The organism is Streptococcus oralis (genome assembly GCF_001579525.1).
Lineage (GTDB): Bacteria > Bacillota > Bacilli > Lactobacillales > Streptococcaceae > Streptococcus > Streptococcus oralis_M.
Genome location: NZ_LQZC01000011.1, coordinates 69,105 through 94,915 on the forward strand (window position 1 = coordinate 69,105; position 25,811 = coordinate 94,915).

Sequence of the window (25,811 nt, forward strand, 5' to 3'; positions counted from 1 at the left end):
TGCTGTTCACTTATTTTAATCCGTTAGTTCCACACAGAAAGCATCCCATGGAGCTAAGGTCTGTTTTTCAACTGCTTCTTTAGCAGTAGTGTTTTCAATCAAGATTGACTTAACTCTTCCTTCTACTGAAAAGTTTTGTTTTTCATTGGACAAGTTAGCTACAACTAAGAAGCGGTGCTCACCGTCCTTACGGATATAAGCAAAGATCTTGTCAGCTGTATCAAGCAATTCAAAGTCAGCTCGAATCAGCCAGCTGTTCTCCTTACGGATTTGAACGAGTTTTTGATAAGTATAGAAAATAGAATCTGGATTTGCCAGAGCTTCTTGAACGTTGATTTTTTCGTAGTTTGAATTAACTGCCAACCAAGGTTGACCTGTTGAGAAACCAGCATTTTTGCTCTCATCCCATTGCATCGGGGTACGGGCATTATCACGTCCAATGACACGGATACTATCCATAATTTCCTCTAGCGGAACGCCTTTTTCAAGAGCTTCACGCGCATAGTTGAGAGATTCAATATCTTCTACTTGGTTCAGTGTTTCAAACGGATAGTTGGTCATCCCAATCTCCTCACCTTGGTAGATATAGGGAGTCCCTCTCATGAGATGAAGCAAGATTGCAAAGGCTTTAGCAGACTTCTCACGGTATTCTTGGTCATTTCCCCAGATAGAGACGATGCGAGGAAGGTCATGGTTGTTCCAGAAGAGGGAATTCCAGCCGTCCTCAACTCCCAGCTCTGTCTGCCATTTGTTGAAAATCTCTTTTAACTTCCCTACATTTAACTCTTTTTGGTAGTGCCACTTAGGTTGCCCTTCCTGATACTGAAGACAGATGTGTTCAAACTGGAAGACCATAGACAATTCTTGTCCCTTTGGATCCGAGTAGAGCTTAGCAATCTCTGGCGTTGCACCCCAGGTCTCTCCTACCGTCAAGAGATCTTTGTCACCAAAGGTGGCTTGGTTCATCTCCTTGAGATAGGGATGGAGCATAGGACCGTTATTGACTACCTTCTCATCAGGAATTTTCCCAATCATGTCAATAACATCCATACGGAAACCGCCAATGCCCTTATCAATCCAGAAGTTCATCATCTCATAGATTTTCTGGCGCAGTTTTTCATTTTCCCAGTTGAGATCAGGCTGTTTCTTACTGAAAAAGTGGAGATAGTATTGACCCGACTTTTCATCGTATTCCCAGGCGGATCCACTAAAGATAGACTCCAAATCATTGGGCTCATCCCGCCAGATATAGTAGTCTCGCTCAGGGCTATCAGGATTTTCACAAGCCTCAACAAACCAGGCGTGTTCATCCGAGGTATGATTGACTACCAAGTCCATGATAATTCGAATATCACGCTTCTTAGCTTCTGCGATGAGTTGCTCCATGTCCTCCATGGTTCCAAAAATAGCTGCAATCGCTTGATAATCAGCAATATCATAGCCATTATCATCCATCGGACTGTCATAAACAGGAGAAAGCCAAATCGCTGTGATTCCTAACTTAGCTAGATAGTCCAACTTACTAGTAATTCCTGGCAAATCACCAATCCCATCTCCGTTGCTATCCATAAAACTCTTTGGATAGACTTGATAGACTACGGCATTGTGCCACCATTTTTCTTGCATCTGTTTACCTCATTATTTTAATATTCTACAGTCTATGATAGCGCTTTTTAAAACTTAGTGCAAGCGTTTGCCTAATCTTTTTAATTTCTTTTTTGACTCCGTAGTTTCCTATCTTCCATTTTTTTATTATAATAGAGGTCAGAGGTAAAAAAATGAAAAAACAAGCTTTTAGTTCTGAACAATATTTGAATCTACAACGCGACCACATTTTGGAGCGCATTAACCAATTTGACGGCAAGCTTTACCTGGAGTTTGGTGGCAAAATGTTAGAAGATTTCCACGCTGCTCGTGTACTGCCTGGTTATGAGCCTGATAATAAAATCAAGCTCTTGCAAGAATTGAAAGAGCAGGTTGAGGTTGTGATTGCCATTAACGCTAGCAACATCGAACATTCTAAAGCGCGTGGCGACCTAGGCATTTCTTATGACCAAGAAGTTCTTCGTTTGATTGACAAATTCAATGAGCTGGGAATTTTTGTTGGCTCAGTTGTCATCACACAGTACGCTGGACAACCTGCTGCAGATGCCTTCCGCAACCAGTTAGATAAAAACGGGATTGATTCCTATCTTCATTATCCAATCAAAGGATACCCGACGGATATGGATCACATCATTTCTCCCGAAGGCATGGGGAAAAACGACTACATCAAAACCAGTCGCAACTTGATCGTCGTAACAGCTCCTGGACCTGGTTCTGGAAAATTGGCAACTTGTATGTCCAATATGTACCACGACCAACTTAATGGCATCAAGTCTGGTTACGCTAAGTTTGAAACCTTCCCAGTTTGGAATCTGCCCCTTCATCATCCAGTCAATTTGGCCTACGAGGCTGCAACCGCGGACCTTGATGATGTCAATATGATTGACCCCTTCCATCTCCAAACCTACGGAGAAACCACTGTCAACTACAACCGTGATATCGAAATCTTCCCAGTGCTCAAACGTATGTTGGAACGCATTCTCGGTGAATCTCCATACGCTTCACCAACAGACATGGGTGTCAACATGGTTGGCTTCGCTATTACAGATAATGAGGCTGCTATCGAAGCTTCAAAACAAGAAATCATCCGTCGCTACTATCAAACCGTTCTTGACTTTAAGGCTGAAAAAGTCGGAGAAACTGCTGTCAAGAAGATTGAACTTCTTATGAACGACCTCGGTATCACACCTGCAGACCGTAAGGTTGCTGTTACTGCACGCCAAAAAGCAGAAGAAACTGGTGGCCCTGCCCTAGCACTTGAATTGCCAAATGGGGAAATCGTAACTGGTAAAAACTCTGAACTCTTTGGTCCTACAGCTGCTTCCTTGATCAATGCCATCAAAAAATCAGCTAACATCGCTAAGGAAGTAAAATTAATCGAGCCTGAAGTCGTCAAGCCAATTCAAGGTCTTAAAATCAATCATCTAGGTAGCCGCAATCCTCGCCTCCACTCAAATGAAATTTTGATTGCACTTGCCATCACAGCTATGGAAAATCCTGATGCTGCGCGTGCCATGGAAGAACTTGGGAATCTCAAAGGAAGCGAAGCCCACTCAACCATCATCTTGACCGATGAAGACAAAAATGTCCTTCGCAAACTAGGCATCAACGTAACCTTTGATCCATACTACCAATACGATCGCTTGTATCGCAAATAAATAAACAAGGCTGGACAAAAACTCAATTCGAGATAAAAATCCAGTAAATCTTTACATAATAAAAAAATCAAACGCATAATATCAAGTCTTTTGGACACTTGGTATTATGCGTTTTTATGATTTTCCATTCTCATTTATTTCAATGAAATTGTCAACTCGACACAGGCTCCTACTTGGTCTGGATTGAGCAGGGTCAGACGACCACCGTGCAAGAGAGCTACTTGCTTAGAAAAGGCTAAGCCGATTCCATGATGGGGATTAGCTGAATTGCGGCTTTGGTCACTCTGATAAAAGAGGCGTTCCGCTCCCAGCAGCATCTCCTCTGAAAATGCAGGGCCATTGTTCCAGATAGCAAAAACCAACTGGTCCTGCTGCACTGATACCATCAGCTTCACTTCCTTTTGATTCTGGTCTGCATGTTCAAGCGCATTCAGTAAAATATTGAGCAAAGCTCGCTTGAGATAGTCCAAATGAATTGACAAAATCAGACTCAGCTCACAATCTTCTTGGAGGTAGAAACGATGGCTTTCCTGTTTGCTGAACAGTGCCCAATCATCCTGTAGATAAGCCAAAAAATCCCCTAAGGAAAGCTGAATGAACTGATTAGAATCAATCTGAAAAGTCTTAGCGTAATCAATCAAAGAGCCACAATACTCTTCCATCTTGTGACTAGCCTGCAAAATCTCAGCAGCATAGTCTGCCTGTGGATGGCCCAACTGCGCCAATTCCAAGAGCTCAGCGTTCCCTTTAATCACAGTTAGGGGCGTCTTCAAATCGTGCGATGTCGCTGATAGCTGTAAAATCAACTCCTGATTATGCTGCTGCTCTCTTTCTAGAAGATGAGCATTTTCTTGGTGGCTGCTCCGTAAATCGCTATAAACTTCTAGCATTTCCTCAATCCGAAAAAGCTGACTTTGATTTTCTTCTAAAAGCTTCTCGCTCTTTAGCATTTTTATTTCCCTGTTGATTTTTCGGAGCAATTTCAAAATATGATAAAAAGTAATCAGCAGCAAGCTCCCCGCCCAAAAGAACAAGGTGAAAAAAACGTGATCACTTCCTTGTGTAAATTCATAGCCTATAAGCACAAAAATCAAAACATGAAAAAATACGATTTTTAAACTGGTTGTCCAGACTAGGCTTTTGAAATTTCGGGTTCTAATTGCCATCTATAGCCTACTCCTCTCACTGTTGCGATTGCTTGCAGCCCTTCTTGTTTGCATTTTTGACGAATCTGATATACATACTCTGAGATGGAGCGAAGCTGTGTTTCTGAGCTTTCTGGGTAAAGCAAGGTATGCAGGCGTTCAGCTGAAAAGGTCTGCTTGGGATTGCTAGCTAGTAAATGCAGCAACTTAAACTCTCGCTCTGAAAATTTCAAGACTTTACCAAAACAAGCAACTTCATAGCGCTCTGGATAAAATTGACAAGAAGCAATTTCAGAATATCGCTCCTCCCGTCTTTCCTCCCGCCGAAGATGAGCTCTGACACGCGCCAGCAATTCTTTGGTCCCAAAAGGCTTGACAATATAGTCATCTGCTCCGCGAAAGAGCCCTGCCACCTTGTCCGCCTCTAACTCCTTAGCTGTCAGAAAGATGATTGGACATGAAAAATGAGGACGAATGTAGGAACACAGCTCAAAACCATTAACAGGCTCCATCATCACATCTAGCAGAATCAAATCATATCCTACAAAATCCGTCAATTCTAGCTCTTCTATCCGATCAAGCGTCGTCACGTCATAAGCATCGAGCTCTAGGACGTTTTTCACCAGCTTTAAAATGCTCCGGTCGTCATCAACCACCAAAATACGATACTGTCTCATGATTTCCATTATAGCATACCTCTAGCGAACATCTCGTTTCAAGGTCAAGAATATAGCAGAGCTCCAAATCAAAGCTAGCCAGAACAGCTGTATTCCCAACCCTGATAGATCTATTGAATGCTGAAGCCCTTCATACTCAAAAAGATTTAGCGTAGCCAGATCGGGCAGGTACTTTGCTTCTTTGATAAAAGTTGCCAATAAACGGCTAAGACCAATCAAGAGAGGAAATAGCACCGACACCGGCACAACCCAAGATTGAAAGAGCAAAGCGAGACCAGCAGCTAAAAGAGCCAGAAAAAGATTGCTGAGAAGACCAAAAGAGCTGTAATAGAGGAATTTCCCCAGTAAGGGCCAGCTAAAGTCTAGGTCAAATCGAGCCAGCATAACAAAGAAACAGCTGCCTATCATGACACTGTAGAGAACCAAGAGCAGAACGGCCAGAAAAAGGAATTTCCCAGCCAACCAAGCCTTTCTATTTGATACGGTTAGAAAATTCGTTCGCATCCCAGACTTGACAAACTCCTGGGCAAAATAGAGGGAAGTAAAGATGACGATGACAGGCTGCGCCAGATAGAGAGCATGCAAAGCTTCACTCAGAGCCTTTGTCTGGCCAACTGCTGTCTGATTGTAGTCAAGATTCATTAGAAAAAATGGAACGATTACCAGAGCCACCAAGGCTGCACCAAGAGCGAGATAGTAAGAACGGAACTTAATCCATTCACTTTTAAGCAGAGCTTTTATCATCAGTAGCGTCCTCCTAAATCCGTCTTCAAAAAGCGCAGAGAGGCCATGACGCCGATGATTAGCAACCATACGCTTAGTATCAAGAGTCCTTGCAAGGGATTGTTGGCATATTGGGAAGTCGGCGTTGCAACAAATAACTCTCCTGCGGGCTGTGGCAGATAAGCACCCCAACTCGTATGAGCTGCCAGGTAGTTTCCCAGATTATAGAGCTGGGGCACAAGAAAGAGTAAGGGAAGCAACATCGTCCGCCCAAGCAATCCCAATAAAAAGGACAAGAGACCTAGCAATGCAGTAGCTAGTGCCTTCCATAAAAGATGACTCCAAGCAGCTTGATTAAGTAAAATTGGATGTAGCCCTTCTTTTCCTAAAGCCAAGTGCATGACAATATAGCTCAAATAAATGGATAACAAGCTAATGATGAGTGAAAACAAACCAAAGGTCAATATTTTCCCCATAAATAGCTTCAAGCGGTTATTACAAGCCAATAGACTGGTTCGCAAGCTATGAGACTGAAATTCCGTTGCTCCCAAAATTCCAGCTAAGATGACTAAAACCATACCACCCATAGAAGCGCCATTAAGACCTAGATATTCAAGCGGATCAATAGCTTCTGCCAGACCGGGAACCGTCTCAGGGGTCGCATCTAAACCGATAGACAGATACTGACGTCCCTCTAGCCATGACACAACAGGTACCAATAACAGCATAAAGACCACACTTACCCTGAAAGCCTTGGTTGATTGGATTTTCAACCACTCTGAATGCAATAAAGACATCGTCTCTTTCATCTTAAACCTCCTCTGTTAAGTCGAAGAAGAGCTCTTCTAAACTATCTGTTCCTTGTAATACATCTTCTAGCGTTCCCTGTTCGATAATTTGCCCATGATGAATCAAGACTACATCATCTGTTACCATTTGTACCTCAGACAGGATATGAGAGGATAGAAGGACGGTTTTCCCAAAATCAGCCTGCTGGCGAATGAACCTTCTAAACCACTTAATCCCACTTGGATCCAGCCCATTAGTCGGCTCATCTAATATAAGAAACTGAGGATCACCCAGCAAAGCTGCTGCCAAACCCAAGCGTTGACCTTCCCCCAGAGACAGGCTTGACAAGAGGTCCTTCCTCTTATGAGCGATTCCAGTCATCTCCAAAACCTCATCGATCCGAGACTTGGAAATAGCATTACTCGCCGCAATAATTCTCAAGTGGTCATAGACCTTTCGATTTGGCAGACCGCCAATGCCATCAAAGGCTGCACCTACTGTTTTGAGAGGATAAATCATTGACTGATAGGTTTGTCCATCAAAAGTCGCAGTTCCTGCTGTCGCCCGATCTAAGCCCAAGAGAATCCTCAAGGTCGAGCTTTTTCCTGCACCATTATGTCCTAGAAAAGCCGTAATGCGACCACTCCTAGCTGTAAAAGAAATATCCTTTAAAATTTGCTTGTCTCCATATTTTTTAGAAACATGATCAATTTTTACAATATGTTCCATACTGAACTCCTTTATCTTTATTTTCTCCAGTATACCCAATCTAGTTCAGAATTAGTTCAGAGATTAAACAGAAATTTCAGAAAAAGTTGATCCACTTTTCAAAAGTCGCTCTAGCTTCATTAGAAAGAACTCAGTTTTTCTTTTCCTTTACTCCATTCTTTTTTTATAATTCTGAGGTTTATGTACGGAGACTTTATTATCCAAAAAGTCATTTATCAAACTCCATCAAGAGCAGGCTTTATGATATAATGAAAGAAGAAAACTGAAAGGATTTACCATGTCAAAAGAAGTTATTGTTGAAAGTTTTGAGCTTGACCACACTATCGTTAAAGCACCCTATGTTCGCTTGATTGGGGAAGAAACAGGGCCAAAGGGAGATGTCATCTCCAACTTTGATATTCGCTTGGTGCAACCAAATGAAGACTCTATCCCTACCGCTGGCCTTCACACTATCGAGCACCTCTTGGCCAAACTCATCCGTACCCGCATTGACGGCATGATTGACTGCTCACCCTTCGGTTGCCGTACTGGTTTCCATATGATTATGTGGGGACGTCACACCAGTGCTGAGATTGCCGCTGTTATCAAGGATTCGCTCAAGGAAATTGCTGAAACCACTACTTGGGAAGATGTCCCAGGGACAACCATCGAATCTTGTGGAAACTACAAGGACCACAGCCTCTTTTCTGCTAAAGAATGGGCAAAACTCATCTTGGAACAAGGAATCTCAGATGATGCCTTTGAGCGCCATATCATCTAAACACAAAAAGGAACCAGCTTTTTAGCTAGTTCCTTCTTTTTTTATTCTCAAAATCTTGAGTTAGGCTTTTTCACGAATGACCAAAACGCCATCTTCCATATCTGCTTCCAGATGTTTGGCATCTAGATGATCCAAGTGGAAATCTGTCACCTTATCACGAATTTGTTGTTCAACCACGCGACGGAGAGGACGAACACCCATAACTTCGTCATAACCTTCTTCTGTGATAAAGTCCTTAGCTGCTTGACTAACTTCCAAATCAATGTCTTTCTTAGCCAAAGTTTGGTTGACTTCCGCCAACATCAAGTCCACAATCTTAGAAAGGTCTTCCTTATTCAAGTGTGAGAACTCGATAACTGCGTTAAAGCGGTTAAGAAACTCTGGACGGAAGAATGGTTTCAAGCGATCCATCAATTCTGGTTTGTACGCATCTTCTGTCAAGTTGGCTTCATAGCCAAATCCAGCATTTGATGTTGCTATAATGACCGTGTTCTTAAAGTTCACTGTATTTCCTTGACCATCAGTCAAACGACCATCATCCAAGACTTGGAGGAGAAGGGTGATTACTTGAGGATCAGCCTTTTCAATCTCGTCCAAAAGAATGATAGAGTATGGATTGCGACGAACACGTTCTGTCAAGGTATTGCTATTGTCATCATAACCCACATAACCTGCTGTTGTACCGATCAATTTAGAAACGGCTGTGCGGTCACTATATTCGGACATATCCAAGCGGATGATCGCATCCTTGGTTCCAAACATATCGAGCGCCAATTGCTTAGCAAGTTCTGTTTTACCAACCCCAGTTGGACCTACAAAGAGGAAGCTACCGATTGGGCGATTGCCTTCATCAAAACCAGCACGGTTACGACGGATAGCACGAGCTACCGCTTCTACCGCCTTATCTTGACCGATTACCTTGTGTTCCAAGCGATGAGCCATATCTTTCAAACGTTCGATGTCTGATGCTCCCATTTGTGATACTGGGATACCTGTCATTCGTTCCACAGATTCAGCCACATCGTTGATGCTTGCAGTCACTTTCATGTCTTCTGTGTGGTTTTCGACTTTTTTCTCTAATTCAGCAATACGTGTCTTGGCATTAAGAGCTGCTTCAAAATCTTCTGCCTCAACAGCTTTTTCTTGCTTGTCTTTTTCTGCCTCAATTTCCCGTTCAACAGCATGAACATCTGTTACAGGATGTTGAGCCGCCAAGTGAGCCGCCGTTACATCGACAAGGTCAATAGCCTTATCAGGCAAGCTACGTTGAGGAATATATTGGATGGAATAATCCACTGCTGCTTTCAAGACTTCATCTGGCAAGATAACATTGTGGTGTTGTTGATAAAGATCACGAATTCCTTGAAGGATTTTAAAAGTATCCTCTGCTGAAGGAGCATTGACCTTGACTTCGTTGAAACGACGAGCAAGAGCCGCATTCTTCAAAATCGTGTTACGGTATTCGTCCTGAGTTGTTGCCCCAATAACGGTCAACTCACCACGGGAGAGAGCTGGCTTGAGAATGTCTGCAAGACCTTTAGATCCACTGTCTCCACCAGTGCTACCAGCACCGAGGATTTGGTGAATTTCATCAAAGAAGAGGATAATATTCCCTGCTTCTTTCACTTCGTTGACTAGATTTTGCACATTTTCTTCAAAGCTACCACGGTATTGAGTACCAGCCTCGAGACCTGAGATATCAATGGAAATGATTTCCTTGTTCTTGATAGCAGCTGGAACATCTCCGTTCACAATGGCTTGCGCTAGACCTTCGACAACTGCTGTCTTACCAACACCTGCATCTCCAACCAGAACAGGATTGTTTTTGGTACGACGTGAGAGGATTTCAGATGTTTCTTGAATTTCCTTGTTTCGTCCGATAACAGGATCCAACTTGCCCTCACGAGCTTCCGCTGTCAAGTTACGACCTAGTTTAGCAAGGACACCGTCTTGTTTCATACCTGAAGCGTGTTGTTGCATTTGCGCATCAGATTCTGCATTTCCTGGTAATTGCCCCGTTGCACGATAATGAGCAAATTCCTCAGGTGTCACTTCACGTCCATTAATCAAGTAACGACGGTTTTCAGAGCTGTATCCTCGCATACCACCCATCAATTGGTTAAATAAATCATCCATGTTGTTAAAGTTATTAAAGTTGTTGTTCATATTTTTTACCTCGTTTAATATTGATTATTCGCGATCTCTGACATTGACTATCTTTGACCTTTGTTTTAAAAATTTTAGACTAGCTAACTAGCTACCCTACGTATAATTTCTGTTTTTTCTTCCTTAAATGAGCCTTTTATCATCTTCTTTTCAAAGTCTGTTAGATTCAACATAGGCCTCACCCCTTTCTAGGGTATCTATCGTACATTTTCAAGCAATAAAATCATTAAAAATGAAGTTTTCTAAGGAATTCATTTTCCTTATGTTTCTACTATATCACATTGGTCAGTAAAAATCAATAACTTTTTGACCAAATTTGACTATTTTTTAAAAAATTTTTTTGAAGTCTTGAATAGATAATGTAAGTACACAAAAAAGCCAGTCCTATAGACTAGCTTTCTTTCCATTCTAATTGAATCTTAGCTCAATGCGTCATCCATTGAAAGAACTTCGTGGAAGACACGTTGTGTCAATTCAATTTTTTGTTCTGGAGTGAGGTATTTAGTGTTTACACAGTATCCAGAGATACGTACGATAACGTCTTCACCTGACATGATCTTTTCGTAAACATCGTTCAAGTCCATAACGTTCAAGTTAACGTGTTGTCCACCATTTTCGAAGTAACCATCAAGGATCGTTACCAAGTTATCAACTTGTTCGTCACGAGTCTTACCAAGAGCACGTGGAGAAACTTGAGTTGTCAATGAGATACCATCAGCTGCGTAACCAAAGTCAAGGCTAGCAAGTGAGTTCAAGTTTTGCAACCATCCACCTTTAGCTTTGTTTGATGGGTTAGCACCTGGTGAGAAGAATTCAAGTTTAGACAAGTTCACAGAACCATCTTCGTTGAGGTATACACCTTTGTGGACTGGTGAGTTACCAGTTTGTTTAGAGTAAGCAACGTTAGATGTGATTGTCAAAAGTGATACAGTAGCTTCTGCGTCTTTGTATAGTTTGTGGCTACGTAGACGAGTTGTGTAAGCTTCGATCAACCATTCTGCCAATTCGTTTGAACGTGGGTCATCTTCACCCCAACGTGGGTATTCACCAATTGTTTCGTAATCGTAGATGTAGCCATCTTCATCACGGATTGGTTTAACAGTGGCGTATTTAATAGCTGACAATGTATCAACAGTGTTAGCAAATCCACAGATACCGAATCCCATGTTGGCACGCTGTTTAGTTGGCAAGAAGGCCATTTGAACAGCTTCGTAGTTGTACTTGTCAGTCATGTAGTGGATGATGTTCAAAGCATCTACGTAAGTGTCAGTCAACCAATCAAGAGATTTTTCGAAGTTCGCTTTAACTGATTCGAATTCAAGAACTTCGTCACGGATAGGATCGATGTCAAATACTTTGTAGTCTTTGTGAACATCGTCGTAACCACCGTTCAAACCAGTAAGAAGCGCTTTAAGAACGTTTACACGAGCACCGAAGTACTGGATGTTGTGGCGTTGATCTTCGTTTTCTGGGTCAAGTGGTGACACACAGCATGAGATACAGCTCATTTCTCCGTATCCGTCTTTAGCCATTGTTGTTACACCTTCGTATTGGATAGAAGAGTGTTTGTGGCTCATATGCATACAGTAGCGACGGAAGTTGTATGGCAATTTGTCAGTCCAAAGAACTGTCAAGTTTGGCTCTGGAGAGTTACCGATGTTGTCAAGGGTGTTCAAGAAACGGTAGTCCATCTTAGTAACACGGTGACGACCGTCGTTACCCATACCAGCCATAGAAGTTGTGATGAAGGTTGGGTCACCTGAGTACAATTGGTCGTAAGCTTTTGTACGAGCAAATTTAACTGTACGAAGTTTCATAACGAAATCATCAACGAACTCTTGGATTTCTGATTCAGTAAATGTACCACGAGCAAGGTCACGCTCTGCAAAGATATCAAGTACGATTGGCACACGTCCTAGAGATGTAGCAGCACCGTTGATAACACGGCAGACAGCCATGAAGGCGATGTTAACCCATTGGATGGCTTCTTTCGTGTTCATCGCTGGTTTGCGGACATCAACTCCGTAAAGGTCACCCAAGCGAACAACTTGTTGCAATGCTTGGTATTGAAGGTTTACTTCTTCACGAAGACGGATTGTTTCTTCATCAATTTCTTTGATCGCATTCCAGTCGTTTACCTTTTCTTGCATCAAGTAGTCTGCACCGTAAAGAGCAAGACGTGCGTAAACACCGATGATACGTCCACGTGAGTAGGCATCTGGAAGACCAGTTACAGTGTGAGCGTGACGAGCGCGACGAATGTTTGAAGTGTATGCACGGAAGATACCATCGTTAACTGTTGTTACGTATTTAGTGAAGATTTCGTGAACAGCTGGATCTGGTTCGTATCCATTTTCTTTCAAAGTAGTTTCAGCCATACGGATACCACCTTTTGGCATGAAGTTCAATTTGAAGAGTTCATCGTTTTGGATACCAAAAATCACTTCGTTTTCTTTGTCGATAAATCCAGCAGGAATATCAGCAATAGATGTTGGACGAGTGTCCATTGGGAAACGAGTTTCTTCGTAGTGTGCTTTTGTTTCTTCTACGATTTTTTTGATGTGAAGTGAACGTTCTGTTGGTCCAGCAAGGAAACTTTCATCTCCATCGTAAGGTGTGTAGTTAGCTTGAACAAAGCGAGAAATACTTGCTTTTTCTTTCCAATCTACGCCTTTGAAGCCTTCCCAAGCTTTATCAAAAATGTCTTGTGCTTCAACAACTGTCTTAACAACCATGTTAATGTCCTCTTTTTTCTAGTAACAGTCATCTGTTACATTCTTGAGACAAGTATACCATACAGTAACCGATTTCAACAAGAGAAAACCGGCATTTTAGACGCTTTCTTTTATAATACAGTCTCTTTTATGCTCTTATCTGTATTATATTTTTGAAAGTCAGATTGAACTTTCCCATTTTTTCAGAAAAAAGGGTATAATAAATAGAAAATGACACTAGAAAGGGTTAATAATGCTCATATTTCCATTGATAAATGATCTGTCCAGAAAAATCATCCATATTGACATGGATGCCTTTTTTGCTGCAGTGGAAATAAGAGATAATCCCAAGTTAAAGGGCAAACCTGTCATTATCGGAAGCGACCCCAGACAAACTGGTGGGCGTGGTGTCGTTTCTACCTGTAGCTATGAGGCACGAGCTTTTGGTGTTCATTCAGCCATGAGTTCTAAAGAAGCTTATGAGCGCTGTCCCCAAGCTGTCTTTATCTCTGGAAATTATGAAAAGTATAAGACTGTGGGACTTGAGATTCGAGCTATTTTTAAACGCTACACTGATTTGATTGAACCTATGAGTATCGACGAGGCATACTTAGATGTGACGGAAAATAAACTCGGTATCAAGTCAGCCGTCAAAATAGCTCGTCTCATCCAAGAGGATATCTGGCAGGAACTACACCTGACTGCTTCTGCAGGCGTTTCTTATAACAAATTCTTAGCTAAAATGGCTAGTGACTATCGAAAACCGCATGGTTTAACAGTTATCCTCCCAGATCAGGCTGAGGATTTTCTCAAACAAATGGACATTGCTAAATTCCATGGTGTGGGCAAAAAAACAGTTGAACGTCTTCATGAAATGGGCATTTATACTGGTGCAGACTTATTGGATGTCTCAGAAGTCACTTTAATCGATCGGTTCGGCAGACTCGGTTTTGACCTTTATCGAAAGGCAAGAGGTATTCATAACTCACCGGTCAAACCCGACCGCATTCGTAAGTCCATTGGCAAGGAAAAAACCTATGGAAAAATCCTACAAGTAGAAGAAGACATCAAAAAAGAGCTGACTCTTCTCTCCGAAAAGGTAGCTCACAATCTCAGCAAGCAGGACAAAGCTGGAAAAATCATTATCCTCAAAATACGATACGCTGACTTCTCCACTCTGACTAGACGAAAAAGCCTCCCACAAGCAACACAGGACGTTAGTCAGATTTCTCAAACTGCCCTTCAACTCTACGAAGAACTAGCTGACAAAGAAAAAGGTATCCGTTTACTAGGAATTACAGTGACAGGATTTTAAAAAGCTTGAAGGAATCTTCCTTCAAGCTTTTTCTTATACAAATAAACGCACAAAACTATAGAGCAACAAGACACTACCGAGTACAATACGGTATTTACCAAAGAGTGTAAAGTCGTGCTTCTTCACATAGCTGGTCAAGAAACGAATGGCAACCATGCTGACCGCAAAGGCAACACCCATAGCAACCAAGAGCAAGAACAGTTGTCCAAAACTCAAGAGTTGACCTGCTTTGATAAATTTGAAAATCTTTAAAGCACTAGCTCCGAACATAACAGGAATTCCGAGATAGAAGGTAAACTCTGTTACGACAGAGCGGCTCGTTCCATTCAACAAACCACCAACAATCGTCGCACCTGAACGGCTCGTTCCCGGGAAGAGAGCGAGGACTTGGAAGAGCCCAATGTAAAGGGCTGTTTTATAAGGCAACTTGTCTAAATCTGTTACTGTTGGTTCAATGGCTTGCGCCTTATTTCGTTTTTCAAGATAGATAAAGGCAACACCATAGATAATCAACATGATCGCAACTGAAACCATGTTATGGAAGTTAGCATCAAACCAATCATCTAATTTAAAGACCAATAGCAAAGGCAAGGTTGCAACCAAGACTTTTGACCACAATTGCCAAGTTCTACGAACTTCGACCTTAGTTTTACCAGGTTTGAAGGGGTTAAGCTTGTTAAAGTAAATGACCATAACTGCTAAAATGGCACCAAGCTGGATGACAACATTAAACATGGACATGAAGGCTTCATTTTGGTCCTTGTATTGTACAAATTCTTCAACCAAGATCAAGTGGCCAGTACTTGAAATGGGCAACCATTCTGTAATTCCTTCAACAATCCCAAAAAAGATTGACTTCAAAATTTCAATAAAATACATACATTACTCCTTTTTCTGTCCTCTATTATAACATAATTTCAGATGTTGCGATAGATTTTTTAGAAGGCGCCGATGCTACCACCGCCTCCGCCTCCTGAAAATCCTCCACCTGAACTTCCACTTCCAGAAGATACAGAGTAATTGCTAGCTGTATTTGCGACAGCAGTATATTGCTTGATTTGTGCAGTTGAGGTGTAGAACTGTGAGTGCCAACCATAGGCTACATAAAGATTCAAATCTGGATTTTCAAGCTGAATATGGCGAACTTTCATTAACTTGCTCACCTTCTTAGCATAACCAAAGAGAGTCGCATAGACCAATAGACGGTTCCAAAGAATGATGCTCTCTAGCTCGGCCTGATCCAGATGAGCGATGTCGCGAAGCATATTTTCAAAACTCGTCCAGAGATAGAAGATTTCTGCTCCTTCCTCTGTTAGAACTCCATCGCGATAGGCTCCTCGCGTGGCAAGATAAACCCAGAAACTAGCCCCTAATCCTGTCAATCCTAAGAGTAGAAATGGGATTGAAAAGAAGCCATGTGTTTTCCAGCTATAGTAAAAGAAAAGCAGTCCGCCTAGAGCTGTTATGGCTGAACAGACCCGCATCCCAAGAGCAAGGCGACGTTCCTCACTTGTCAAGAGACGATAGTAGCTTGGGATACGAAGTACATGGACCTTATCCTTGACACAGGACTGAATGCGTTGAAGTCTTCCTTCAAAGGAGCGTTTGAGGCGCGAGCCTGTTTCTCGGATTTGTTTTTCATCTGACTCTTTGGCACCACGGTAAAGGGAAGATGAAACTTGGTAATCAGGGAAGAGCTCTGAAATAGCCAATTCTTTCTTATTTGACAAAGTCATGCGCAGGCATTCCTTCTCAAAATTTGATAAGCCTTTTTCACTGATAATTCGTAGATAAGGTTCCTCATCCCCTTGGAAAATAGATAAATGACCTCGATCTACTAAATCCAACAAGGTTGCCTGAATCAAACGTTCAAAAGTAAATTTACCAAACCCTGATTTGTTTAGAGGATTGACTTCCTCTAAGGAACTTGAATACACTGCTTCTGCTAAAACCATTGGAGGCAAATCCATCGGTGGTTCGTAGAGTCGATGATCTTTTGGAAAGACCTTTTTAATGCTTGTACTCTGACGAAACATCCTATAGAAGATAGGAACTAGAAGTAAGAGACTCATAAAAATGACGGGAAATACCCATTTCATCAAAATCTCACTTTGCGCTTTTTCTGTTGCTATATTGCTTTCAATCCGGTTAAAATCGGTTAAACGTTCTTCCTCTAATCCTTGATCTGGAGCTCCTGCAAAAGCACTTCTAGGCCAGTATGCGTGTAATTCGATCTGTCGCTTTCTAGGAAGGTCTTTCATTTTGACATGATAGAGATTATTTACTTTTTCAACACTCGAGTCCCTTAGGAGTTGCCCTGCATGAAAATAGAGTTTCTCTGCTGGAGTATCAGAGCTGACCTTAAACTCAATCTCTTTGATGTCTCCAGTACTATCTGTCAAGGGTTGCCAATTTAGCTCTGCGATATCCTTATATAAGAAGAGAAGGTTTGTTAGTTTCCAGGTAACCGTTACCCGAACAGTATCTCCGGCATATCCAGCATTGTAAATTTTTACCTTGTAGCCGTCCTCTTCCTCCATAGTATAGAAGGAAACATTTTGAACAATTCTTCCATTTTTAGAGACCTGAACGGTCGGGTCGGGATCAATGTCAAATCCTTCTGGCATTTTCCCAGCTTTCCCGAGTCCAACTAACTGACCATTATAATCATCTCCAAAGCGGTAGGTAATTGTTTCCTTAAAAATTGCACTATTATCTGCATGAATATTCAAATCACCCTGATAGGATAAGATATCAAAGTCTACTGCAAAAACCAGGCTCGGTATAAATAATAAATAAGTAAATACCAAAGCCAACAGCCATCTTTTTTTCATAATCGGTTCCCTTTCAATCTTTTTACCATTATATCATTTTTTATAAGTAAAGGCTTACTTGTATTGAAAATCTCACTATTTTTAGATACAATAGAGAGAGTCATTTTTAGACTAGAAATAGGAGAAAACATGAAAAAATTATGCTTATCTATCCTTGCTAGCCTAGCCCTTACCTTAGGACTAGTTAGCCAAGTCCAAGCCGACGAATATTTACGCATCGGGATGGAGGCAGCTTACGCTCCCTTCAACTGGACTCAAGACGACGATAGTAACGGCGCCGTCAAAATCGACGGTACCAACCAATATGCCAACGGCTACGATGTTCAAATTGCTAAAAAGATTGCCAAAGACCTTGGCAAGGAACCTTTGGTTGTGAAAACCAAATGGGAAGGACTTGTTCCTGCCCTTACTTCTGGCAAAATCGATATGATCATTGCCGGTATGAGCCCAACCGCTGAACGCAAACAAGAAATTGCTTTTTCAAGCAGTTACTATACTAGCGAACCGGTTCTATTGGTCAAAAAGGACTCTGCCTATGCGAATGCCAACTCTTTGGAGGATTTCAGCGGAGCAAAAATCACGTCTCAACAAGGTGTTTATCTTTATGACCTGATTTCCCAAATTCCAGGTGCCAAAAAAGAAACTGCTATGGGTGACTTCGCTCAGATGCGTCAAGCTTTGGAGGCCGGTGTTATTGATGCCTATGTTTCTGAACGACCTGAAGCAATGACCGCTGAGTCTGCTAACGCTAAGTTCAAAATGATCCAACCTCAACCAGGTTTCAAAACTGGCGAAGAAGATACAGCTATTGCCATTGGACTTCGTAAAGATGACAGCCGCATCAGCCAAATCAATGCCAGCATCGAAACCATCTCTAAGGATGAACAAGTAGCCCTCATGGATCGTATGATCAAAGAGCAACCTGTGGAGTCTACAACAACAGAGGAAGAAAGTAGTTTCTTTAGTCAAGTCGCTAAGATACTTTCTGAAAACTGGCAACAACTCTTGCGTGGTGCTGGTATCACACTCTTAATCTCCATTATCGGAACCATCACAGGTCTCCTTATCGGACTAGCGATTGGGGTCTTCCGTACCGCTCCACTATCTGAGAACAAGGCAATGTACGCCCTACAGAAACTAGTCGGTTGGATTCTCAATGTCTATATCGAGATCTTCCGTGGTACACCGATGATTGTTCAATCCATGGTTATCTACTATGGAACTGCCCAAGCTTTTGGTATCAACCTTGACCGCACACTAGCTGCTATCTTCATCGTCTCAATCAATACGGGTGCCTACATGACAGAGATCGTCCGTGGTGGTATCCTAGCAGTTGACAAGGGACAATTTGAAGCCGCAACTGCTCTTGGTATGACCCACAATCAAACCATGCGTAAGATTGTCCTTCCTCAGGTTGTCCGTAATATTCTACCTGCTACTGGTAATGAGTTTGTCATCAATATCAAAGATACCTCTGTATTGAACGTTATTTCAGTTGTTGAGCTTTATTTCTCAGGAAATACTGTAGCAACACAAACCTATCAATACTTCCAGACCTTTACCATCATCGCCGTGATTTACTTTGTCCTCACCTTTACTGTGACCCGTATCCTACGCTTCATCGAACGTCGTATGGATATGGATACTTACACTACAGGTGCTAACCAAATGCAAACGGAGGATTTGAAAAAATGACACAACCAATCCTTGAAATCAAACACCTCAAAAAATCCTATGGGCAAAACGAAGTGCTAAAAGATATTTCTCTCACCGTCCATAAAGGAGAGGTTATTTCCATCATCGGGAGCTCAGGAAGCGGAAAATCAACCTTCCTTCGTTCGATTAATTTACTAGAAACTCCTACAGAGGGAGAGATTCTCTATCAAGGAGAAAACGTCTTAGAAAAAGGCTATAACCTCACCCATTATCGTGAAAAGCTCGGTATGGTTTTCCAATCTTTCAATCTCTTTGAAAATCTGAATGTCCTTGAAAATACGATTGTTGCCCAAACGACTGTACTCAAACGCGACCACTCTGAAGCTGAAAAAATTGCCAAAGAAAATCTCGAAAAAGTTGGCATGGGAGAACGCTACTGGCAAGCCAAGCCTAAACAACTCTCAGGTGGTCAGAAACAACGCGTGGCTATCGCCCGCGCTCTCTCCATGAATCCTGATGCCATTCTCTTCGACGAACCAACATCTGCTCTTGACCCTGAAATGGTTGGAGAAGTCCTCAAAATTATGCAGGATTTGGCTCAAGAAGGCTTGACCATGATCGTCGTAACCCACGAAATGGAATTCGCTCGCGATGTCTCGCACCGTGTCATCTTTATGGATAAGGGTGTCATTGCTGAAGAAGGCAAACCAGAAGAACTCTTCACGAACCCTAAAGAAGAACGAACAAAAGAATTTCTTCAACGTTATCTCAGCTAATAAACAAAGACTGCATTCTTTATGCAGTCTTTTTAATTTGTAATTGTAAAGAAAAGGCAGACTCGATTCAGGAATCTGCCTGTGACCACAGTTTAATCTTCAAATTTTTCATGATTTTTTTCATAGAAATCGATTAAACCAAGAGCTGTTTCAAATGAAATATTTTTAACTTTTGCGCGTCCTTGTGCTAGAGCAATGATAGACATTTCACGCGCATTCGTTTCTTTAGAGATACGGTAGCCTGTGATTTTCTTATCACGAACCCAGCCAACAACTGCTTCTACTTTTTCAAAGTTCGACTTAGCCATGTTCTTCTCCTAAATTATTCTTTACAATACTTAATTGTATACGTTTTTATTTCATTTGTCAATAAAAAAACATATATTCGTCGTAACTATATTATTCTGCATATTTTTATTTGGCTTTTAAAGCCGATAATATATGAGTTCTTATGTCCTCGACTCCATTAGGATTTGCTGGTAGGAAGATTGTATTATTACCCTCTTTATCTGCAAAATTATTCAACGTATCTAAATACTGGTTCGTTAATAGGATAGACATGATTTGTTCTTCAGTTAGCTCAACATTGGCTCCTTTTAACTCTTGGATAGAATCAGCTAGTCCGTCAACAATTGCTTTACGCTGCTCTGCAATCCCTACACCATGTAGGCGATCTTTTTCTGCTTCTGCTTCTGCTGCGGTCACGATTTTAATCTTATCTGCTTCAGCAAGTTCTTGCGCCGCAACTCTCTTACGTTGAGCCGCGTTAATTTCATTCATTGATTGTTTTACTTCAGCATCAGGTTCAACCTTAGTAATCAGCGTTTTGACAATGATATACCCATACGTAGACATTTCTTCAGCCACTTGTTTTTGAACTTCTAAGGCGATTTCATCCTTCTTCTCAAACAACTCATCTAGGGTTAGCTTTGGTACAGATGAACGCAAAGCATCTTCAATATAGGATTTAATTTGGGCTTCTGGACGCATCAATTTATAATAAGCATCTGTGACATTGTTTTCATTCACTCGATACTGAGTTGCCACATTCATCGTTACAAATACATTATCTTGCGTCTTTGTCTCTACAACAATCTCACTTTGCAACAAGCGTAGTTGAACTCTTGCCGCAATCCTATCAATTCCAAAAGGAGCTCGTAAATGAATACCACTATTGCTCAACTTTTGGTATTTCCCAAAACGTTCTATGATAGCGACAGATTGTTGTCGAACCACATACACAGAACTAACCATGATCACTGATGCAATCACCACTAAAAACAATAAAACAAGTAAAATTTGTAAAACCATGGGAATCTCCCCCTTTCATCACCCTCATTATAACACCATCATTACCATTACGCAAATAATATGATAAGAATTTTATTTTAGCTTAAACTAGCATATTATACAACGTTTCGTTCCCATTCAAATTAATATAAGATGGGTCAAACTTTTCCATTCGATGAATCAATCCAGCATAATCATGCTTATTGGCAAGGGCTACCCCAATCAATACAGGGCCTGTCCCCTTGCTTGCTCGTTTGATGTATTCAAAACGAGTGATGTCATCATTTGGCCCCAAAATGTCATTTACAAACTCTCGGAGAGCTCCTGGACGTTGTGGGAAATTCACTACAAAGTAATGCTTGATTCCATCGTAAATCAAGGCACGTTCTTCCATCTCTGGCATGCGGTTGATATCGTTATTTCCTCCAGAAATAATACAACAAATCGTCTTGCCTTTGATATAGTCTGATAAAACTTCCAAGGCTGCAACACTAGCAGCCCCTGCTGGTTCCGCTACAATTCCTTGCTTGGAATAAAGATCAATCAAGGTTTCAGAAATCAATCCCTCGTCCACCCCAATCAGCGTTTCAACATTCTTACGGGTCGCTTCGTAGGTCAACTGTCCAACTTTCTGTACAGCTATCCCATCAGCAAACTTATCAATTTCTTTGAGTTTAACTGGTCCCCCAGCCTCAAAGGCAGCTTTCATAGAGCGGGCTCCATTAGCTTCTACCCCAATCACTTCAATGGTCGGGTTGGTTTCCTTAATATAAGTAGAAACACCGGCAATCAATCCGCCACCACCTACTGGTACAAGTACTGTATCAAAATCAATAGACTCTTTACGGGCTTCTTCAAGAATCTCATAGGCTACAGTCCCTTGACCAGCCTGAACATGCGCATCATCAAAAGGATCGATGAAGGTGCGGTTTTCTGTTAATGTAAATTCTTGTGCTGCCTTAGCAGAAGCATCAAAGGTATCCCCAACCAACTTGATTGTCACAAACTCTCCACCGAAAAAGCGAACCTGCCCAATCTTTTGTTGCGGTGTTGTGATGGGCATAAAGATCGTTGCAGGAATCTTCATCTCATTACAAGTATAGGCGACACCTTGGGCATGATTTCCCGCAGAGGCACAGACTACACCACGCTCGCGTTCTTCTTTTGATAGTTGAGAAATGGCATAATAGGCTCCACGAATTTTAAAAGAGCGAACTCGTTGCGCATTCTCCTTTTTGAGATAAATCTTTGCTTGGTATTTTTCTGATAAATAATGATCATATTCTAGTGGTGTATCAACTACTACACCACTCAAAACTTTGTGGGCTTTCACCACATCTTTTGCACTTAGCATTGTCTCCTCCTCAAATACTTTTCAAGATAAAAAACGAGTTAGGTACCCCCAACTCGCCTTCTGTCTTTCTTTACAAGAATTAATTGTAGATTTTGAATGCGTCGTCGTCGTTTTTACCAACGAAAGGCATTGCTTTACGCAATTCTGCACCAACTTTTTCAATTTCAAGGTTAGCTGCTTGTTCACGGTAAGCAGTTAATTTTGGACGACCAGCCTTGTAGTCATTCACAAAGTCATTTGCAAATTTACCATTTTGGATATCTGCCAAAACAGCTTTCATGTTTTCTTTCACTTGCTCAGTAATCACACGTGGACCTGATACATAGTCACCGTATTCAGCAGTGTTTGAAATAGATTGACGCATTTTCTTGAATCCACCTTCATAAATCAAGTCAACGATCAATTTCATTTCATGAAGAACTTCAAAGTAAGCCAATTCTGGGGCATAGCCTGCTTCTGTCAAGACTTCAAAACCTGCTTCGATAAGGGCAGTCAAACCACCACAAAGTACAGCTTGTTCACCAAACAAATCTTCTTCAGTTTCTTCTTTGTAAGTTGTTTCAAGCAAACCAACACGAGCTGCCCCAACACCTTTACACCAGTCCATAGCAATGTTTTTAGCATTTCCTGTTGCATCTTGGTAAACTGCGTAAAGAGCTGGTACACCAAATCCTTCTTCGTAAGTACGACGTACCAAGTGTCCTGGTCCTTTAGGAGCACACATGAAGACATCTACATCTGCAGGAACTTTGATAAATTCAAAGTGGATATTGAAACCATGAGCAAATCCAACTGCATTTCCAGCTTCCAAGTTTGGAGCGATTTCTGCTTCGTACAATTCTTGTTGGATTTCGTCTGGTGCCAAGATCATGATAACGTCAGCCAATTTAGTTGCTTCTGCTACTGTGTAAGTGTCAAATCCATCTTCTTTTGCTTTGTCAAAAGATTTACCTGGACGCACACCGATGATGACATCACGACCTGAGTCACGCAAGTTTTGCGCATGCGCATGTCCTTGTGAACCATAACCGATTACGGCGATTTTTTTACCATCAAGCGCTGCTACTTTAACATCTTTTTCGTATTCCATTTGAACTGCCATAGTTTTTCTCTCTTTTCTATTTTTATTGCCTTATAGGCTGGTTTAACAAATTTATGCTGGATTTTATACTAAGAGTATTAGTCGCGGGTAAATCCAGTTGCACCCGTACGAGCGATATTTTTAATACCATATGGTCGAATCACTCGCAATAAAGCTTCACTCTTTTCAGCATTTCCTGTCATCTGGATGGTGATTGAGCTTGGAGCCACATCTACTACCGTTGCACGGAAAGGTTGGATAATGGCCAAGATTTCTGCACGCTTTTCAGCAGGAGCAGATACCTTCACCAAGATAACTTCTCTTTCCAAGTGTGGTTTATCTGTGATATCTCGAATGCGAATCACATCAATCTGACGATTGAGCTGTTTAATGATTTGCTCTACTTCATCATGAGAAGCCACATCAATAATGATGGTGATGCGAGATACATTGGGGTTCTCTGTCGCACCAACTGAGATACTCTCAATATTGACTTGACGACGAGAAAGGACACCTGTAAAACGATTCAAAACTCCTGAACGGTTTTGCAATCTAGCTGTTAACATTCTACGCATGGAACTTCACCCCCAACATCTCATGATTACTCTTACCAGCTGGTACCATCGGTAAGACCTGTTCCTTACGAGAAATATCCACCTCGATAAACATGGGCACATCCTCTAGAATGACTTCTAGATCCTTCTCTATCGTCTCTGGATTATCAAATTTATAGTTTTTGATGCCGTAAGCCTGTGCCATCAGCTGGAAGTCAGGAAGTGTATCAAAGACTGACTCGGAAGTTCTACCCTCATAGAAGGATTCCTGCCACTGGCGCACCATTCCTAGTGAATGATTGTTTAGCATGATAACTTTAATCGGAATCTTATAGATATTGAGAATAGCCATCTCTTGGTTTGTCATTTGATAGCCACCATCACCAACAAAAAGGATAACTTCTTTTTCTGGATTGGCAATCTTGGCTCCGATAGCTGCAGGAACTCCGAACCCCATGGTACCCAAACCACCTGAAGTGACTAACTGACGCTCATTTTGGTAAGGATAATACTGAGCTGTCCACATTTGGTGTTGCCCTACGTCTGTGACAACAATGGCATCTCCATTCGTCAACTCACCGATGCGTTCAATAACGGCCTGAGGTTGAACCACACGTTCTTTCTTATCATAAGAACGAACTCGATTCTTGTCCTTGGTAACTTTTTCAATCCACTTTTCAGTATTGTTATGAACAGTTGGTTCTGCCAGTAGCATCTGCAAGGCTTTCTTAGCATCCCCCACTACAGGAATATCTGCACTGATAATCTTACCAATCTCAGCTGGGTCAACATCGATATGGGCAACCTTGGCATTTTTAGCGAAGGTCTTAGGGTTCCCAGTCAAGCGGTCATCGAAACGGCAACCAATACTAATCATAAAGTCCGCTTCCGTCATTGCAATGTTGGCTGCGAAAGAACCGTGCATGCCTCCCATCCCTAGGAAGAGCGGATGACTCGTTGCAATGGTTCCTTGCCCCAAAAGACTAGTGACTACTGGAATTTGGTAACGTTCAGCAAATTCATTGAGCTCCTTAGAAGCTTCCGCATAGCTGATACCACCGCCTGCTAACAAAACAGGTTTCTTGGCTTTTGACAATTGCTTCAAGATTTTCTTGATTTGCATGTCATTTGGATCAAGTGTTGGTTGGTAACTTGGTAAATTCACCTCTGGTGAATAGATGAAATCTGTTTCTAGAGCTGATACATCCTTGGGTAAGTCAATCACAACTGGACCTGGACGACCAGTCGTTGCAATATGAACAGCTTCCGTAATGATACGGGGAATATCTGCTGTCTCACGAACTTGGTAATTGTATTTAGTAATGGGCATGGTAATACCCACGATGTCCGCCTCCTGAAAAGCATCTTTCCCAATTCCAGCTCGCGCAACCTGACCTGTAAAGACCAAAAGGGGAACGCTATCGCTCATGGCATCTGCAATCCCTGTAATGGCATTTGTTGCTCCTGGTCCACTCGTGACGACGGCAACGCCCAACTTTCCAGTTGATTTGGCATATCCTTCAGCTTCGTGCAAACAACCTTGTTCATGGCGTCCTAAGATGTGGCGAATACCTTTAAAATTGTATATCGCATCATACAAAGGTAAGACCGCACCACCAGGATAACCAAAAATGGTATCAATCCCTAAGTCCCGAAGTGTTTCCAAAACCAGGTCCGACCCCGTCTTAGGAGATTCTAAACTGATTTTCTCCATTGTTCCCCTTTCTCTTCTCTTAAAAAAATAGCTTGTTACTATCATACCATTTTTTCAAAAATTTTCAAGGCAAAAGAGTCAATTTTCTGAATTTTCTATCTAAAAGTGTATTTATGAATTTTTCCCTCATTTTTATTAACATTTTTACGGAATTAGGAAGCTTTATTTACTTTAATTTATCACATTAGTATATTTTCTTTCTGGATAGAATTAGTAATTCTATCACTTAGCGATCAAATTCGTATACTATATTCAGTAAAAATGAATAGTT

At 41.6% G+C, this 25,811-nt stretch carries 21 protein-coding genes; 5 read left to right on the forward strand and 16 right to left on the reverse strand.

Annotation, left to right across the window (positions count from 1 at the left end):
- Window positions 1-15: 15 nt before the first annotated feature.
- Window positions 16-1,626: a glycoside hydrolase family 13 protein gene (locus SORDD25_RS07025; protein ID WP_061853145.1), complete on the reverse strand. Its 1,611-nt coding sequence runs from the start codon at window positions 1,624-1,626 to the stop codon at window positions 16-18.
- 152 nt (window positions 1,627-1,778) lie between these two features.
- Between SORDD25_RS07025 and SORDD25_RS07030 the strand changes: the two genes are divergently transcribed.
- Window positions 1,779-3,263, forward strand: a complete 1,485-nt coding sequence (locus SORDD25_RS07030; RefSeq protein WP_061853146.1) for a DUF1846 domain-containing protein — start codon at window positions 1,779-1,781, stop codon at window positions 3,261-3,263.
- Window positions 3,264-3,397: 134 nt separating this feature from the next.
- On the opposite strand, the gene SORDD25_RS07035 is transcribed toward SORDD25_RS07030, so the two are convergent.
- The 5 genes from SORDD25_RS07035 to SORDD25_RS07055 are packed head-to-tail and all read right to left on the reverse strand — an operon-like array spanning window position 3,398 to window position 7,326.
- Window positions 3,398-4,429 (reverse strand): sensor histidine kinase, encoded by a 1,032-nt coding sequence (locus tag SORDD25_RS07035; protein ID WP_061853147.1) that lies wholly within the window; start codon window positions 4,427-4,429, stop codon window positions 3,398-3,400.
- On the reverse strand, window positions 4,396-5,094 hold the full coding sequence (locus SORDD25_RS07040) for a response regulator transcription factor (RefSeq protein ID WP_061853148.1): 699 nt from the start codon (window positions 5,092-5,094) through the stop codon (window positions 4,396-4,398). Before SORDD25_RS07040 ends, SORDD25_RS07035 begins: the two co-directional genes overlap by 34 nt.
- Window positions 5,095-5,106: 12 nt before the next feature.
- The gene (locus SORDD25_RS07045; protein WP_061853149.1) at window positions 5,107-5,829 is read right to left on the reverse strand and encodes a lantibiotic ABC transporter permease; all 723 of its coding nucleotides are present in this window, start codon (window positions 5,827-5,829) and stop codon (window positions 5,107-5,109) included.
- Window positions 5,829-6,617, reverse strand: coding sequence for a lantibiotic ABC transporter permease (locus tag SORDD25_RS07050; RefSeq protein ID WP_061853150.1), 789 nt, complete (start codon window positions 6,615-6,617; stop codon window positions 5,829-5,831). Before SORDD25_RS07050 ends, SORDD25_RS07045 begins: the two co-directional genes overlap by 1 nt.
- Window position 6,618: 1 nt before the next feature.
- Window positions 6,619-7,326 carry an ABC transporter ATP-binding protein gene (locus SORDD25_RS07055; protein WP_061853151.1) on the reverse strand — a complete coding sequence of 236 codons (708 nt, stop codon included), beginning with the start codon at window positions 7,324-7,326 and terminating at the stop codon, window positions 6,619-6,621.
- 277 nt (window positions 7,327-7,603) lie between these two features.
- Here SORDD25_RS07055 and SORDD25_RS07060 point away from each other — a divergent pair, with 277 nt between their 5' ends.
- Entirely contained in the window at window positions 7,604-8,086 is a 483-nt protein-coding gene (locus tag SORDD25_RS07060; protein ID WP_000032556.1) for an S-ribosylhomocysteine lyase, read from the forward strand.
- A gap of 60 nt (window positions 8,087-8,146) precedes the next feature.
- Here the strand turns inward: SORDD25_RS07060 and SORDD25_RS07065 are convergent, their stop codons facing one another.
- Entirely contained in the window at window positions 8,147-10,252 is a 2,106-nt protein-coding gene (locus SORDD25_RS07065; RefSeq protein WP_061853152.1) for an ATP-dependent Clp protease ATP-binding subunit, read from the reverse strand.
- 419 nt (window positions 10,253-10,671) lie between these two features.
- Window positions 10,672-12,987, reverse strand: coding sequence for a formate C-acetyltransferase (gene pflB, locus SORDD25_RS07070; protein ID WP_061853153.1), 2,316 nt, complete (start codon window positions 12,985-12,987; stop codon window positions 10,672-10,674).
- Window positions 12,988-13,219: 232 nt separating this feature from the next.
- On the opposite strand from pflB, the gene dinB reads away from it, so the two are divergent.
- Window positions 13,220-14,281: a DNA polymerase IV gene (gene dinB / locus SORDD25_RS07075; RefSeq protein WP_061853154.1), complete on the forward strand. Its 1,062-nt coding sequence runs from the start codon at window positions 13,220-13,222 to the stop codon at window positions 14,279-14,281.
- A 33-nt stretch (window positions 14,282-14,314) separates the two neighbouring features.
- Here dinB and SORDD25_RS07080 read toward each other — a convergent pair whose 3' ends face one another.
- A complete protein-coding gene (locus SORDD25_RS07080; RefSeq protein WP_000273571.1) occupies window positions 14,315-15,160 on the reverse strand; it encodes an undecaprenyl-diphosphate phosphatase in 846 nt (281 codons plus the stop codon).
- Between the two features lie 59 nt (window positions 15,161-15,219).
- Window positions 15,220-17,115 (reverse strand): DUF2207 domain-containing protein, encoded by a 1,896-nt coding sequence (locus tag SORDD25_RS07085; protein ID WP_061853155.1) that lies wholly within the window; start codon window positions 17,113-17,115, stop codon window positions 15,220-15,222.
- Window positions 17,116-17,244: 129 nt separating this feature from the next.
- On the opposite strand from SORDD25_RS07085, the gene SORDD25_RS07090 reads away from it, so the two are divergent.
- Complete coding sequence (locus SORDD25_RS07090) at window positions 17,245-18,810, forward strand: ABC transporter substrate-binding protein/permease (RefSeq protein ID WP_049484376.1); 1,566 nt, start codon at window positions 17,245-17,247, stop codon at window positions 18,808-18,810.
- Window positions 18,807-19,547: an amino acid ABC transporter ATP-binding protein gene (locus tag SORDD25_RS07095; protein ID WP_061853156.1), complete on the forward strand. Its 741-nt coding sequence runs from the start codon at window positions 18,807-18,809 to the stop codon at window positions 19,545-19,547. The genes SORDD25_RS07090 and SORDD25_RS07095 overlap by 4 nt, the downstream gene beginning before the upstream one ends.
- A 92-nt stretch (window positions 19,548-19,639) precedes the next feature.
- Here the strand turns inward: SORDD25_RS07095 and SORDD25_RS07100 are convergent, their stop codons facing one another.
- The 6 genes from SORDD25_RS07100 to SORDD25_RS07125 form a co-directional block, all read right to left on the reverse strand.
- A complete protein-coding gene (locus SORDD25_RS07100) occupies window positions 19,640-19,855 on the reverse strand; it encodes a capsule biosynthesis transcriptional regulator (protein ID WP_001130031.1) in 216 nt (71 codons plus the stop codon).
- Between the two features lie 106 nt (window positions 19,856-19,961).
- The gene (locus tag SORDD25_RS07105) at window positions 19,962-20,858 is read right to left on the reverse strand and encodes an SPFH domain-containing protein (protein ID WP_000244062.1); all 897 of its coding nucleotides are present in this window, start codon (window positions 20,856-20,858) and stop codon (window positions 19,962-19,964) included.
- Window positions 20,859-20,940: 82 nt separating this feature from the next.
- Window positions 20,941-22,191, reverse strand: a complete 1,251-nt coding sequence (gene ilvA / locus SORDD25_RS07110) for a threonine ammonia-lyase IlvA (RefSeq protein ID WP_000947300.1) — start codon at window positions 22,189-22,191, stop codon at window positions 20,941-20,943.
- A gap of 79 nt (window positions 22,192-22,270) precedes the next feature.
- Entirely contained in the window at window positions 22,271-23,293 is a 1,023-nt protein-coding gene (ilvC, locus tag SORDD25_RS07115) for a ketol-acid reductoisomerase (RefSeq protein ID WP_000290683.1), read from the reverse strand.
- A gap of 77 nt (window positions 23,294-23,370) precedes the next feature.
- Window positions 23,371-23,847 carry an acetolactate synthase small subunit gene (gene ilvN, locus SORDD25_RS07120; RefSeq protein ID WP_001253813.1) on the reverse strand — a complete coding sequence of 159 codons (477 nt, stop codon included), beginning with the start codon at window positions 23,845-23,847 and terminating at the stop codon, window positions 23,371-23,373.
- Window positions 23,840-25,540 carry an acetolactate synthase large subunit gene (locus tag SORDD25_RS07125; protein WP_061853157.1) on the reverse strand — a complete coding sequence of 567 codons (1,701 nt, stop codon included), beginning with the start codon at window positions 25,538-25,540 and terminating at the stop codon, window positions 23,840-23,842. Before SORDD25_RS07125 ends, ilvN begins: the two co-directional genes overlap by 8 nt.
- Between the last annotated feature and the right edge of the window lie 271 nt (window positions 25,541-25,811).